Annotated in this window: 15 protein-coding genes; 7 read left to right on the forward strand and 8 right to left on the reverse strand. The window is 35.9% G+C overall.

The genetic code is table 11. The features are described 5' to 3' along the window. Positions 1–51: 51 nt before the first annotated feature. Positions 52–969: an NAD-dependent epimerase/dehydratase family protein gene (locus ABYT26_RS07915; protein WP_372752626.1), complete on the reverse strand. Its 918-nt coding sequence runs from the start codon at positions 967–969 to the stop codon at positions 52–54. A 39-nt stretch (positions 970–1,008) separates the two neighbouring features. Then, on the reverse strand, positions 1,009–1,755 hold the full coding sequence (locus ABYT26_RS07920; RefSeq protein ID WP_372752628.1) for a phosphoadenylyl-sulfate reductase: 747 nt from the start codon (positions 1,753–1,755) through the stop codon (positions 1,009–1,011). Between the two features lie 644 nt (positions 1,756–2,399). On the opposite strand from ABYT26_RS07920, the gene ABYT26_RS07925 reads away from it, so the two are divergent. The 7 genes from ABYT26_RS07925 (at position 2,400) to ABYT26_RS07955 (ending at position 11,569) form a co-directional block, all read left to right on the forward strand. Continuing rightward, positions 2,400–2,930, forward strand: coding sequence for a hypothetical protein (locus tag ABYT26_RS07925; RefSeq protein WP_372752630.1), 531 nt, complete (start codon positions 2,400–2,402; stop codon positions 2,928–2,930). A gap of 773 nt (positions 2,931–3,703) precedes the next feature. Then, the gene (locus ABYT26_RS07930; RefSeq protein ID WP_372752632.1) at positions 3,704–4,858 is read left to right on the forward strand and encodes a cytochrome c3 family protein; all 1,155 of its coding nucleotides are present in this window, start codon (positions 3,704–3,706) and stop codon (positions 4,856–4,858) included. Positions 4,859–4,903: 45 nt separating this feature from the next. Then, entirely contained in the window at positions 4,904–7,888 is a 2,985-nt protein-coding gene (locus ABYT26_RS07935; protein WP_372752634.1) for a Fe-S-cluster-containing hydrogenase, read from the forward strand. Between the two features lie 10 nt (positions 7,889–7,898). Beyond that, positions 7,899–9,272, forward strand: a complete 1,374-nt coding sequence (gene nrfD / locus ABYT26_RS07940) for an NrfD/PsrC family molybdoenzyme membrane anchor subunit (RefSeq protein ID WP_372752636.1) — start codon at positions 7,899–7,901, stop codon at positions 9,270–9,272. Positions 9,273–9,274: 2 nt separating this feature from the next. Then, positions 9,275–9,796: a DUF3341 domain-containing protein gene (locus tag ABYT26_RS07945; protein WP_372752638.1), complete on the forward strand. Its 522-nt coding sequence runs from the start codon at positions 9,275–9,277 to the stop codon at positions 9,794–9,796. A 20-nt stretch (positions 9,797–9,816) separates the two neighbouring features. After that, positions 9,817–10,980 (forward strand): quinol:cytochrome C oxidoreductase, encoded by a 1,164-nt coding sequence (locus tag ABYT26_RS07950; protein ID WP_372752640.1) that lies wholly within the window; start codon positions 9,817–9,819, stop codon positions 10,978–10,980. Positions 10,981–11,005: 25 nt separating this feature from the next. Next, positions 11,006–11,569 (forward strand): cytochrome c, encoded by a 564-nt coding sequence (locus ABYT26_RS07955; RefSeq protein ID WP_372752642.1) that lies wholly within the window; start codon positions 11,006–11,008, stop codon positions 11,567–11,569. A 235-nt stretch (positions 11,570–11,804) separates the two neighbouring features. Here the strand turns inward: ABYT26_RS07955 and ABYT26_RS07960 are convergent, their stop codons facing one another. The 6 genes from ABYT26_RS07960 to ABYT26_RS07985 all read right to left on the reverse strand — a co-directional run bounded on the left by ABYT26_RS07960 (position 11,805) and on the right by ABYT26_RS07985 (position 15,145). Further along, the gene (locus ABYT26_RS07960; RefSeq protein ID WP_372752644.1) at positions 11,805–12,059 is read right to left on the reverse strand and encodes a hypothetical protein; all 255 of its coding nucleotides are present in this window, start codon (positions 12,057–12,059) and stop codon (positions 11,805–11,807) included. Between the two features lie 71 nt (positions 12,060–12,130). Continuing rightward, positions 12,131–12,418 carry a hypothetical protein gene (locus ABYT26_RS07965; protein ID WP_372752646.1) on the reverse strand — a complete coding sequence of 96 codons (288 nt, stop codon included), beginning with the start codon at positions 12,416–12,418 and terminating at the stop codon, positions 12,131–12,133. A gap of 220 nt (positions 12,419–12,638) precedes the next feature. Continuing rightward, entirely contained in the window at positions 12,639–12,959 is a 321-nt protein-coding gene (locus ABYT26_RS07970; protein WP_372752648.1) for a cation transporter, read from the reverse strand. 63 nt (positions 12,960–13,022) lie between these two features. Continuing rightward, positions 13,023–13,889 carry a protoheme IX farnesyltransferase gene (locus ABYT26_RS07975; RefSeq protein ID WP_372752650.1) on the reverse strand — a complete coding sequence of 289 codons (867 nt, stop codon included), beginning with the start codon at positions 13,887–13,889 and terminating at the stop codon, positions 13,023–13,025. A gap of 20 nt (positions 13,890–13,909) precedes the next feature. Further along, positions 13,910–14,854, reverse strand: coding sequence for a cytochrome c oxidase subunit II (gene coxB, locus ABYT26_RS07980; protein WP_372752652.1), 945 nt, complete (start codon positions 14,852–14,854; stop codon positions 13,910–13,912). Between the two features lie 3 nt (positions 14,855–14,857). After that, a complete protein-coding gene (locus ABYT26_RS07985; protein ID WP_372752654.1) occupies positions 14,858–15,145 on the reverse strand; it encodes a cytochrome C oxidase subunit IV family protein in 288 nt (95 codons plus the stop codon). Position 15,146: the final 1 nt, after the last annotated feature.

Raw genomic sequence — 15,146 nt, forward strand, 5'->3', positions numbered from 1 at the left:
TTCATTTTTTGAATCACGCTTTTTCTATTTGGCCAATTGCCAATTTATTTTTTACAGACTTGAAGTCTCAAAATGTTTTTTTAGGATTTGAAGTTCTTCTTCAAAACTTAATTTTTCCCCATCATACAAGTTCATAATTCGCTCATCGGATTTTACAAACTGTTGAGGCAAGTCTAAATGTTGGTTGGTAAAAATCATTTCCATGTCTGGATTTTGTCCTTGCATAACTTCCACCACATCCATAATCGACTTGTTGTGTTCCACCAAATTGTAAATGCCAGATTCCAATTTTTCACCCAATAAATTAGCCAAAATGGTAATTGTCTTGTCTAATGATACAAAGGAACGATGCTGATTACCACTTCCGTGGATAGAAATTCTACCTACAAAATGAGAATCGAAAAGAAGGCTATTCAGAATTTCTTTCATGTTCATGCTTACACCATAGCCAAAAACATTTCCCAAACGAATAATTTGTGTATTCATTTTCGACATCATTCGTTCTACATGCTGTTCGCCACGTAACTTAGAACTGCCCAAGGATGTTGTTGGTTCTGGAATTGAATTTTCATTAAATTCTTCATCGGAATAACCATAAACAGCGGTTGAACTAACATATATTAGTTGTTTTACATTGCTCTCCTCAATGGCGTAAACCAATTCGGCAGTTCCCCAATTGTTCACTTGTTCGTGCAGATGATGAAGCTTATCATTGTCTGTATTCTCAGCAGCTAAATGATAAACCACATCAATATTTTTCATGATTTTATCGAGAGTTCTGGAATCCAAAAGTTCTCCCTTCACAAATCGTAGTTTTCCAGGTTTTATTTGTGAATGTAAAAACAGATTAAAATTGGCCTGTTGCAAATTATCCAAAACGATAATTTCTTTCACTTCCGGATTCTGATTCAGTTTTATGCATAATTCGGTGCCAAGGTATCCAGCACCACCAGTAATTAATACTCTCATTGGATCTGTTTTTGTGTAATTACGAGTCGTAAACTAAATTTATTTATTGTTTTTGTTAACTACCAAATCGGTATTTAATCCACATTCTGTTTTTTTCATTCCAAACCATCGGGCCGAGCGGTCGTCACCTAAAACCATTTTACGGGTACAAGGCTCACAGCCAATGCTATCGTAGCCTTTCGCTTCCAGCGGATGACGAGGAAGATTGTGTTCCTTAATGTATCGATATATTTCGGGCTTACTCCAATCCAGCATGGGATGAAAACGAATTACATCGTGAGGAGCTGCCTGTTCTATTTGCATGGCTTTGCGCACTGCCGATTGATCGGCTCTAACACCATTGATCCACACATCATGATCGGCCAAAACGCTATCCAAAGGTTGAACTTTGTTTAGAAAACAACAGTAATCAGGATCAGATGTGAATAGAAAATTTCCTTTCGCATCTTTTTGTTGTGCTTTTGGAACCGATGATTTGGCATCAACGATATTTAATCCAAATTCTTCAGCAATTTGATCTTTAAACTGAATGGTTTCAGGAAATAAAAATCCAGTATTGATAAAATAAACAGGAATCGTATTGTCAATTCGGCTAATAATATGCAGAAGAACTAAACTGTGCGATTGGAAGGAGGAAGAAGTGAACATTCTTTTTCCCTCTGATTTGTATTGGTCTAGTTTCTTTTTAATGTTGTCAAAATCCATCTCAAAATCCTTTAGCCTCGAAAAATAAAAGGCGGTAAATGTATTGGTAAAGGACGGTAAAGATACAAATAAAAATTCCAATCTAAGGTGATTTTTGAAGAGGAGAGTGGCCTCTAAATTATAGGTACTTACAAAATTCTAAAAGCAATTGTTCTTACAATCTGAATACATTTTTTACTCTAAAATATTGACACATAGTTAATCTGATTTAATTATTTGCGGTGTAAAGATGTTAGCTTGTGAAATTAGTTTAAGAAATATTATACTGTTCAGTCAAATATAAATTTGCAGGTCCATTAAAAATGTATTAAATTCAATAATTCAGAGACTTATCTCTTTGTGGAGGCAAAAACAACCTATTGTGACACTGCTTTATTTATGTTAATCCAAATTCGATCGTTTTCGATTCAATTTAGACTTGGTGATATGATTAAAAATTATTTTAAGTTTCTTTTTTTACAATGCTTCTGTTTACTGGTGTAGGAGTGAAGGTGAATGATCAAAAGGTTCGCTTTCATGATTTAAATTTTTAAAAAAAATCTATAGATGCATTAATACTCGTGGACGGAAAAATGGAAAAATCGGATCGTGTAATTCGATTAACTAAGCCATATAATAGAAGTGAGTTAATATGTTAGGTGGCTTTTTGGTAGGTGTTTATGGTAGGGTGAGAGAATGTGTAGTATGGATGGTCTGTATTGCAAAAAACTTAAAAAAACAAAATTATGAAAAAGACACTACTAATTTTATTCGCGATTGTAACTGGATTCACATCTTGTGATAAAGTAAATGATCTGAAAACGAAAGAATTTTACGACATCGAATTGTCAAAGGAAACTGTAATAACTGTAAATACGGCCGAAGCTGTTAGCATAAAAGCCGATGAAGCTTATGCATTTTCCGAAACAATTAACCTTAACCTATCTGATATAGATGATATTAAAGATTATTTGAATAAGCTCGAAGATGTTGATGTAACATCAGTAAACTGTGAAATAACTGGCTTATCAGGAGGAGAAATACAAACATTAATCATTAGTGTTCCTGATTTGAATTTTGAATTTGAGTTTACCGAAGTTTCAGAAAATCAATCTCTTTTTGTGAATTTTACGGCGGTTCAGTTAGATGCAATAGCCGATGCATTATTGAAGAATAAAACTCTAAAAATTACCATATCAGGTACAGTTAGCGAGCAGCCATCAAGTTTTACTATTGAAACATTAGCCTTGGTAGATGTAGAAGTGGAAGTAGTATAAATTCAAAATATTACTCCTGCTTTTACTTACTGCTTCAAGAAAAACAATGCGAATTCGTCAACTTTAAGCTTAGATCTATATTAGGTTTTCTTTGTAGAAGTGAATGATAGCATGTGTGGACTGAAATTTTATACCATTTCTAGATTTTTTTTCAATAACTAAATTTAGTTAATTCTTCCTGTTTGGGCAATCAACAGATTCACTTTAAAATCTTTCAACCATAGTAAAAAAGTCCCAAACAGGAATTTTCTCTTATGAAATGAGTCTGACTTTCCCGCATAGAGGAAAAAATGCATGTATGGTAAAGTGGATGAAGAGGATGATATCTCTTTGATTATTGAGATTCCAGATTGCAATGCTTATGTCATTCTTGTAACTAGTTCTGTTCAAACAAAGTCTGAAAAGCTTTAGCTGATGGATGTGTTTAATTTTTAAAAGCTAGAAATTATGGGAAATACTCCTTATTTCATCAGTTGTAACACTTATAATTGGTTCAGGAAGTTTTTTTAAGCTACTTCCTTCAGTTGGACACCTCAACAGGCAATTCTTACCTCCATTTGTATTTCGTTATGAGAATGAATATGATTTGTTCGTTTAAATTATTATATTTGGTAGAGAGCGAGGAAGTTACGAAGAAAGTGAGCTCAACTACCTTAAAAAATTGAATGGATAGAATGTTGTAGGATGTGAGAGAATAAGGTTTCGTATTTTGATTTGTATTTTCATTGTTGGCTATTATATATAACCCTAATCTGTATCAAATACCTAATTCTATGAGTAAACCCTACGGATTTTTTTATGCCCTGATCATACTTTTTTTGTTTATTTGTCCTCCTGTGCTTCTTGCTGTTGAAACAGATAGTGCCCATATTGTTGAAACCGACAGCCATCATTTCAACTATTTTTTAAGTGCTGAAAAAAGAGGCGAGCGACTGTTTAAAGGTCTCACCAGAATAAAAACAGATGCTACAGCTTGTGTTTCCTGCCATAATGTCGATTATATCGATACACTGAACTGGAATCCTTCCGCTACCGATATTTCAAAAACCTTTGCAGATAAGAGTATTGCAGAATTCAAGTCTGTATTGATGACTCCATTAGGGAAAAAAATGGAAGCATCTCATGTTGGGTATTCATATACCGATGAGGAATTAGGATACATTAAGGCGTATATTTCACAAATAAAGGGAGACAGTCTTTATTCCACAAAACCCAAAGTGAATAACATATTAATATTCGTTTTTTTGGGGTTGTTAATAACAATGGCTTTGATAGATTTAGTTTTCACCAAGAAGATTAAGTACAAGGTAATTCCCATATTAATTTTTGTTCTTGCCTTTGGATATCAGATAAATATGCTTGCAGATGGCGCTATGGCATTAGGTCGTACGCAGAATTACCAACCAGCACAACCCATAAAATTTTCTCATAAGGTTCATGCTACGGATAATAAAATTGATTGTCGGTATTGTCATACAACTGTTGATGAAAGTAAATCTGCAGGAATTCCTCATGTAAATTTGTGTATGAATTGTCATGTAATTGTAAGGGAAGGAACTCATTCCGGAAAATTCGAAATCAATAAAATAATTATGGCCATTGAAAATAATACCTCGGTGGAATGGGTTCGAATTCATCAGTTGCCCGATCATGTTTTCTTTAGTCACGCTCAGCATGCCAATGTTGGGAAAAGAGACTGTCAGGAATGTCACGGATTGGTTGAGGAAATGCATGTAGTTAAGCAAGTGGAAGATTTATCCATGGGCTGGTGTCTAGATTGTCACGATAAAACAGCGGTTGATTTTCAGGCTAACGGATACTATTCTCAGAGATTTAAAAAATTACATGAAGAATTAGCTACTGGTGCTAGAGACACTGTTCGAGTTACCGATATTGGAGGAAGGGAATGTGCCCGATGCCATTACTAGAATTGTGAAAGTCGATTATTGTACCTATTGATAACCTTTTGATTTATGAAGAAACACTGGAAAAGTCTTGCAGAACGTAAAAATGGTTCAGATTCCCCCGAGAAGCAAAGCATGCAGAAAGGAAATCTGGAACAAATACTTGATATATTTGATAATGGGAATGAGAAAATGCAATCGACCCGTCGTGATTTTTTAAAGCTTTGCGGATACAGTCTTGCTATTGGTACTGTTTTGTCTAGTTGTGAGAATTCTGTTCAAAAGGCCATTCCTTACCTAATCAAACCCGAAGAAATTACTCCTGGGAAGGCAAACTACTATGCATCATCTTATGTAAATGGAAGTGAATATTGTAGCATTTTAATTAAAACCCGCGAAGGTCGTCCAATTAAAATAGAGGGTAACGATTTGTCATCAGTGACTAATGGAGGAACAAGTGCACGAGTACAAGCTTCCATTTTAGGATTATACGATACCTATCGTTATAAGAATCCGTTGAAAGGCGATCAAAAAATCTCGTGGGGAGAACTGGATAAACGTATTATTCAACAATTAAATCAGTTAAAAGCCACAAATGAGCATGCTGTGTTACTTACGCCTAGTATTTACAGTCCAAGCACAAAGGCAGTTATTGATTCTTTCTTAAGAACTTTTCCCAATGTTAATTGGATACAATACGATAATCGATCTGCCACAGCATTAATTAAGGCGAACGAAATCTGTTTCGGGAAAGCAGGAATTTGCGATTACCGCTTCGATCATGCGGATTTAATTGTGAGTTTCGATGCCGATTTTCTGGGAAATTGGCTCATGCCAGTTGAACACATTCGTAAGTATACAAAAAGGCGAAAATTACAAGCTGAAAAAGCGACTATGTCACGACACATTCAGTTTGAATCGCGCATGTCATTAACCGGAAGTAATGCTGATTATCGCATTCCGATAAAACCTTCTGAGCAAGCCATACTTGTTGCTCAATTGTACAATGAAATTCTAAAATTGAAAGGTCTGAAATCTTATTCTATTTCCGATGCTTCTGATGATATTCGTGATTTGGCAAAAAACCTTTGGAAAAATAGGGGGAAATCGTTGGTTGTTGCAGGAGAAAACGATGTAAATATTCAAATTTTAATTAATGCCATTAATTATGAGTTGGAGAATTATGGTACAAGCTTGCGGTTTGATCAGCAAATACTGACCAGGCAAGCGATTGATTCGGATATGGAGCAACTGCTTTCGGATCTGAAAGCAGGAAAAGTGAAAACTTTATTTTCTTATGGTGTAAATCCAGTTTTTGATTACTACAAAGGGGATGAATTCGGAAAGGCAATAGAGAAAGTGCCATTTTCGGTGTCGTTGGATGTGTCGCCAAGTGAAACGAGTAGTTGTTTTACTTACATAGCTCCCGATAATCATTTTATTGAGAGTTGGAACGATCTGGAACCCAAAACAAATTGTTATAGTTTAATGCAACCTGGAATCCGTCCTTTATTTGATAGTCGACAGTTTCAATCTTCTTTATTAGCTTGGTCGGGCTTGGAAACGGATTATTTGCAATTCATTAAGAATTATTGGGAAGAGGTGTTGTATCCGCTTCAAACAAGCTATCCAAATTTTACCAGTTTTTGGAACAATAGTTTGCAACAAGGAGTTTTCGAAGCTCCAATAAGATTGGGTTCCGATACTAAATTTAAGTTCGATGACTTTTCTGATGTCATTGAAAAAATTACACAAAGTCCCAGGTCTTCAGGAATAGAACTTCAGGTATATGAAAGTGTTGCCATGGGCGATGGGAAAATGGCTAATAATCCTTGGATTCAGGAATTTCCTGATCCGGTAACGAAAGTTTGTTGGGACAATTACCTGACGGTATCACCGAAACAAGCTGAGGAAATGGACTTGGAGCCTGGTGATGTTGTAGAATTAAATTCGGGAGTGAAATTACCAGTTTATATTTTACCCGGACAAGCATACAATACAGTATCCGTTGCGTTGGGTTATGGCAGAACCGAATGTGGTATAGTTGGTAAGAATGTAGGAATTAATGTTTCTAAATTATCTCGATTAAAGAATAATTGTCGTGTTGACTTTTCAGTCGGTGTTGAAATCAGTAAAACCGAGGAGAAGAATGAATTGGCAATGACTCAAACTCATCATTCTATGGAGGGAAGAGCAATTGTTCGTGAAGCTTCACTAGGAGAATATTTGCAAAATCAGTCTGCAGGTAATGAAGGTCATCATGCCTATGAGAATGCGAGTATTTATAAGGAGCCAAATTTTCCGAATCATCATTGGGGATTAGTGGTCGATTTGAATTCTTGTGTTGGCTGTGGTGCCTGTTCTATTGCCTGTCAGGCAGAAAATAATGTGCCAGTGGTTGGAAAAAAAGAAGTGATTCGTGCGCACGAAATGTCTTGGATTCGTATCGATCGGTATTTTTCAGGCAATGAATTTAATCCAGATGTTTCCTTTCAGCCAGTAATGTGTCAGCATTGCGATAATGCACCCTGCGAGAATGTTTGTCCGGTAGCGGCCACCACTCATAGCAGCGAAGGTTTAAATCAAATGGCCTATAATCGTTGTATTGGAACTCGTTACTGCGGAAATAACTGTCCGTATAAAGTGCGTCGTTTCAATTGGTTCGATTACACCAAAGCTGATTCCATTCCAAATAATTTGCACGATTTTGCGGAGATGACAATTGATTTAAAGCGAATGGTTTTAAATCCAGATGTTACTGTTCGTGCAAAAGGAGTTATTGAAAAATGTTCCATGTGCGTGCAGCGAATTCAGGAAGGAAAATTGAATGCAAAAATTCAGGGGCGAAAGGTAAAGGATGGAGAAATAAAAACTGCATGTCAGCAAGCCTGTCCTTCGGGCGCAATTATATTCGGCGATTTGAATGATAAAGACAGTCGGATAGCGAAAGAAACTTTGAGTAAGAGGAATTACCATTTGCTGGAGGAGATTCATACGCTTCCATCGGTAAGCTATCTTACAAAGATTAGAAATAAAAAAACGAACAATTCATAAAACCACGCTTATGTATGTGTCGCCAATTCGTGAACCTTTAATCACGGGAAAAAAAACGTATAAGAAGATTACTGATGAAATTTCGGCTCCTATCGAAGGGAAGGCAGGAAAGGCTTGGTACGCTGGAATTACCATTACACTTTCAGCATTGTTTCTTGGCTTAGCCATGATGGGATGGACCATTTGGCAGGGAATTGGGACATGGGGACTGAATAAAACCATCGGTTGGGGTTGGGGAATTACCAACTTTGTTTGGTGGGTAGGTATTGGTCATGCTGGTACATTTATTTCGGCCATTCTGTTGCTGTTTCGTCAGAAATGGAGAACAAGTATCAACCGATCGGCCGAGGCTATGACACTTTTCGCAGTAATGTGTGCCGGATTGTTTCCATTAATTCATATGGGGCGACCATTGCTTGGATTTTTTGTGTTTCCGTATCCAAATACGCGTGGTCTTTGGGTAAATTTTAATTCACCACTTTTGTGGGATGTATTTGCAATTAGCACTTATTTTAGTGTTTCGCTTCTATTTTGGTATGTTGGTTTAATACCTGATATTGGAACCATTCGCGACAAAGTGAAATCAAAATTCAAAAAAGCGATTTACGGATTTTTGAGTTTCGGATGGACAGGGTCTGCCAGACATTGGAGTAGACATGAAACCATGAGTTTGATATTGGCAGGATTAGCTGCTCCACTTGTGTTGTCGGTTCATAGTATTGTAAGCTCCGATTTTGCAACATCGGTAATTCCAGGTTGGCATACCACAATATTTCCACCCTATTTTGTTTCTGGAGCCATATTTTCTGGCTTTGCTATGGTGCTAACGCTTCTAATTATTACTCGGAAAGTGCTCAATTTGGAAAGCTATATTACAGTTGGCCATGTTGAATCGATGAACAAGATTATTATCGCAACGGGTTCTATTGTTGGTATTGCATATATCACCGAGTTGTTTATTGCCTGGTATTCGGGCGTGGAATACGAACAATATGCATTTCTAAATCGGGCAACCGGACCGTATTGGTGGGCTTATGCAATTATGATGACTTGCAATGTAATTTCGCCACAACTATTATGGTTCAAAAAATTAAGGCGTAACCTTGCATTTACTTTCGTTCTGTCCATTTTTATAAACATTGGAATGTGGTTCGAACGATTTGTAATCATTGTTACCTCTTTGCATCGCGATTATCTGCCTTCTAGTTGGTCGATGTACCAACCTACTATTGTCGAGGTGGGCATATTTATTGGAACCTTAGGCTTATTTTTCACCTGTTTTCTACTATTTATTCGTGTTTTTCCAGTAATTGCGATTGCCGAGGTGAAGACTGTGATGAAGAATTCAGGAGAAAACTTTACAAATAAGGATAAAAACGAATAATCATGAGAAGATATATTTCAGCCTATTTTGAAGATGAGGAGAATCTTCTTCGTGCTACCAAAGATTTGAGAGCTCGGGATGTGTCCATTCAGGATGTGTTAACTCCTTTCCCCGTTCATGGATTGGATCACGCTTTGGGATATAAACGATCGAATTTACCTACGGTTGCATTTATTTGTGGAGCCATAGGATTGGCAGTTGCTTTTGGTTTTCAGACCTGGGCATTTACCGTCGATTATCCTTTGTTTATTGGTGGTAAACCACATTTTTCAATTCCCGCATTCATACCAATTACTTTCGAATTGACGGTTTTGTTTGCTGCATTTGGAATGGCAACTGCATTTTTTATTCGTTCGAAACTCGGACCCGGTGCTAATAATGTAATTCACGATGAACGAAGTACCGATGATCGCTTTGTAATTATTATTGATTTGGATGAAGCTGGGAATCAGGATCAAATAATAAAAGATATTCTGAATAGGGAAGAAGGTCAGAATATACAAATTAAGGAGATAGAATTGTAAACCATAAAAAGCATATTGCGATGGACAACAACTATACATTTACGGGAAAAGACAAACTAATACTCTTTTTTATTGGTGGTGCAGGAATTTTGTTCCTAATCGTAAGCTATTTTATCGAATCACCCAATAGTCAGCGTTTTTGGACCAATATTCTTATAAACAACCTATTCTTCTTATTCATAGCCTTGTTTGGAGTCGTTTTTCAGGCTTTACACAAAATAGCCTATTCGGGTTGGCATACAGCTTTGCAACGGATACCCGAAGCTATGTCTGCATTTTTACCCATATCAGCCATTCTCATGTTTCTTTTGTACTTCGGTATGCACGATATTTATCATTGGTCGCATGAGGGATTGCACGATCCTATTTTGGAAGGCAAAGCTGCCTATTTAAATGTTCCATTTTTCTTTATCAGAATGGCAATTTATTTTGTTATTTGGATTTGGTTGAGTCGTTTGCTTCGTAAAAATTCCCTGCAGCAGGATTTATCAACCGATAGTAAGTACTATAAAAAAGGAAAGTTATTAGCTGCTTTATTTATGGTTTTCTTTGCCATTTCAAGCTCTACCATGAGCTGGGATTGGTTAATGTCTATCGATGCTCATTGGTTTAGTACTCTGTACGGATGGTTTGTTTTTATTGGTCTTTTTGTAAGTGGAATTGCCACAATTATTCTTCTAATTAGTTTACTAAAATGGAAAGGTCATTTGGATTTTATCAACAAAGAACACATTCATGATATGGGAAAATACCTCTTTGCATTCAGTATTTTTTGGATGTATTTGTGGTTTTCACAGTACCTGCTTATTTGGTATAGTCATATTCCCGAAGAAACAGCCTATTTTGCTCCCCGACTAAACGATCATGCTTTTCTGTTTTTCACCATACTTATTTTAAATTTTGTGATTCCATTTCTGGGATTAATGACCCGTAACTCAAAACGAAATTTAAAGTGGTTATCGGTTATGGCGATTGTTGTGTTGATTGGACAATGGTTGAATGTGTATTTATTGGTGATTCCTGGCACAATAGGAAAATCTGCAGAAATTGGCTTAATCGAAATTGGCTTCGTTTGTTTGTATTTGGGAGGTTTTTTATTTGTTGTTTTTTCTTCTTTGGCCAAGGCGCCTCTATTGAGTAAAAATGATCCTTTACTCGAAGAAAGTTTTCATTACGAGACTTGATTTATTACCAAAAAAAGAAATTGTTATGCAAAAAATCATTTCATATTGTAGTACTTTATTGGTAGTTGTAGTGTTGTTCACATCATGCGATAAAAATCGAAATCATCCAGGCTATTCTTATTTTCCAGATATGGCAGAATCGCGTGCCTTTGAACCTTATTCCGAGAATCCAAACTTTGAAGATGGTTTGAGTTTACGCCTACCGGCCGAGGGAACAATTCCTCGCGAGATGATTCCCTATCATTTCGAAAAAACTCCTGAAGAAAGACTTTGGGCTGGTGAAAATATTGTGAATAACACGGCAATGAGTCTTAGCGATGTTCAGAGAGGAAAAGAACTTTTTGGAATCTACTGTATAAATTGCCACGGAGAACTGGGTGATGGACTGGGCTTTTTATTTACAAGTGGAAAATATCCATTTCCTCCCAAAAGTTTGGTTACTGATGTGATGAAAGCCACTCCACGCGGTGAAATTTTTCACGTAATAACGGTTGGTTTTGGTGTAATGGGTGCTCATGGAGCTCAGGTGAAACAATCCGACAGATGGAAAATTATTGAGTATATAAAAGTTGATTTACAAGGGCAATAGTAGGGCGAGCGATTATGATGAAGGTATTTTACGAATGAACTCGTTAGCTTGATGCTGAGCTTACTCAGAATCCAATTCTAGGAACGACTATTACCCTTGATCGTTTGAAGAAACGTGGCTACATATCGATTTACAAACAAATCACGCCTGTTAGACGTGATATATTATTTCCCATAACTTAACGAACCGCCGTATACGAGACCCGTACGTACGGTGTGAGAGGTTCTCCGCTAGGCTAATGACCTAGCGGCTGCCTACTCGATTGTGTGTAGCTTTTATTTTTCTCTTTTTCAATATACTTACCAATAAAATTCTCGTACTGTTGCATTAGTTGAGACTCACTATTCAATAAATTACTTAATTGGGCAACAACCAATTTTTTACTTTCTTCAGAATCAACAAAAAGATTTGGATACAAAAAATCCATAAGTTTCTGCATTTTCGTATCAATAAGATTTATGGTGTTTTCTATTCTAATCAGTTCGGACACTATCTCAAAATCTATTGAATTAAGTTGATTTTTTTTATAAAATTCAAATTTGGTATTGCTCAACATTGTACTTACTTAGCCCACCTTCCTTTATTAATAATCAGTTCACGTATTGTTATATGATTTGTCCTATATTTTTTAATTGTATCTAACAAGTTCATATGTCCCTCAATGGTTCCTTTTAAGTCTTTATAGTTTGTTTCGATTTCATTATTTATAGTTTCAATTGAAGTAATGTAATATTTCCGTGTTTGATTGTTTTCTTTATAATTGCTTAAAAATAATGCTACCAAAACTCCTGCTGTAACTATTGTAAACTCTATCAAATAGGGCTTAATATCTTTAAAATTAGTTTTCATATTTTATAGTCTTGTTTTATCATTACAGTCAATATATCTTAAATCATAATTAAATACGAAAATAATTATCTACAATGTCCTTCAATTAGTGCTTGAATTTTAACATCTCGAATTTGTCTGTAAACATAGTCTCAATATGCTACCGTTTTGTTCATAACAAGGAAAAAACATCTTTGGGAAAAAAGATGTTTTTTGTAATGTTGCTTGGCAGTATCCTATTTTACTTGTCAACATGATAGCCAATGCTTTCAATTTGTTGAGCAATTTCTTCACTGCTAACTTTATCTTTTTCTACCTTAATTGTTACTTTGCCACTGGTGTGAGAAGCTTCTATTTCTGCAACCCCATCAATTTGTTTTAAAGCATTTTTTATGGTGTTTTCACAACCTGTGCAGGTCATCCCTGTTACACTCAGTTCTATGTTTTCATAATCAACAATTTGTGTTGTTTCTGCTTTGGAATCGTTCTTAGTCTTTTTGGTGTTCGACTGGCAAGAAACGAAGAAAGCTGTTACGAATAATACGATAATAATTTTTTTCATTTTAATAATGTTTAGTTGAATGTTTATTGGCTTAAATTCTATGTTAGCAGTAAAGTATTTTTTCTAAAAATAAAGTCTATCGATACTAATCATGATCATGACTATCAGGAAATAGAGATTCAATCGCAAAAATAATTTTCGAATAGTTATTCTGTCGTAATTTTTTAAAAGGATAAAACTATTAGGAATAATCCATAATGACATCGCCAGTAAAGACCAGATCAGAATTTTTGAGGAGAACACATCAAATACAGGAAGCAGAAGAGCAACCATTATTGTTGCCAACATCCATATTAATGTAATGTTGTGAATTTGTTTAACGCTAAATACATCTGTTAGTACTTTAAAACCACCTTTTTTGTATTCGTCGCCATAGAGCAGGAGTAGTAACCAAAAGTGCGGTATTTGACCAATAAAGAAGAAAAAAGAAAGGGCTAAAATTGGCAAATCAAGAAAATGACCACCTGCAGCCACATAGCCAATAAGTGGAGGAAATGCACCACTTAATGCACCAGGAACCACAGCAAATGCCGATACTTGTTTTAAAGGCGTGTACACCAAATTGTACCAAAAGATTGAAAATATGGCAATCCAAAGACTGGTAGTATTTCCGCCCCAAGCGAGAAGACCACAGCCTAAAAGCAAGAAAAATACGCTCCATTTTACTGCTTCGGATATGCTTATTTTTCCTGAGGGAATAGGACGAAACTTGGTTCGATTCATCAAAGCATCCTTTTTATACTCCTGAATATGATTTAGGGCAGAAGCTCCGGCTACAATCAACAGAATTCCAAACACCACAAATCCCAAATTCCATGAGAATTCAGGAGAATGCAGTAAATAGCCTGTGAAGCAGGAAATTGCTATTGGAATAGCGATTTTAATTTTTCCCAACTCAAAGAGGGTGCTTATTTTAGAGGATAAGTTCATGCCATTTTTATTACCTATTTTTACTCACTTATGGTTTTCATGAATTCAATTATTTCACCGATATCTTCTTCGGTTAGTTCATTTCTGTAGGAAAGCATCAAGCCTTTGCTATAACCTTCTACTATATCATCGTTCGGATTGTAAATGGAGTTAATCACGTAGGTACTATCTACTATTTGTTCACGTTTTTGTCCTTTATTGCTTACGATTTCGGTTTTGCCATACAAGCCTTTCCAAGTTGGACCAACCAATTTCGAACCATCTAAAGAGTGACAGGCTAAACAGCCATTTTTCTGAACGATTCGTAAGCCTAAAGCACCTGGTCGGTCGGAAATAAGAGTCACAGTTTTTGTGGTATCAACATACCAGGCATCGAATTTATCTTGGGGCATTACAATTACCGAAGTTTGCATGGAAGAGTGTTGTAGTCCGCAATATTCTGTGCAGAACAAATCATATTCACCTTCTCGTCCTGGAATGAACCACATCATTTGTTCTTTTCCAGGAACCAAATCTTGTTTCAATCGAAAGGAAGGGATGTACAAACTATGTAGAACATCTAGGGCAATTAAATCCAATTTTACAGCGCGATCCAAAGGAACATATAGGGTGTCTGTTTTTTTTCCATTCTCATATTCGAATTGCCAATTCCACATTCGGCCAATACTTTTAATCTCAAAGGCATCATCTGGCACTTCTTTCATAGGTTTGTAACCCATCCAACCATAATAAAACATAACCATTACCAGGAGTGTTGGTATAACAGTCCATAAAATTTCCAAAGTAACACTTCCGTGAATTTGGGTTGCTTTTGGATTTTTTTCTTTACGATATCGAAAAACAAAGTAAATCATAGTCACTGTGATGGCGATGAGGAAAAAGAATATGATTCCCAATATCACCTCGAAAGAGGTATCTACACCTTTCACAAAATTAGAAGCATCGGGTATTTTATTAAAAGTCATAAGCTATCGGTATAAGTAGTCTAAGAATGTAATAAAAATAACGCTGGCAAGGAGGATGAAAACGGCGGCCACCATAAGGGCGTAGAATTTTTTATCAAATTTTAAGTGCATAAAAATCAGCAATACTAAAACGGACTTGATGCCTGCTAATAGTAAAGCTGCAGAAACTGTGTATGGACCTAAATTGATACTGGTTATCGCTACAGAAGCAAAGGTCATAAAAAGCAAAGCAATTAATACAATTACATAAGTTTTGTATTTTACAATGTGAGTATGTTGTTCTTTTTCCATA

Source organism: Labilibaculum sp., from assembly GCF_041595635.1.
Lineage (GTDB): Bacteria > Bacteroidota > Bacteroidia > Bacteroidales > Marinifilaceae > Labilibaculum.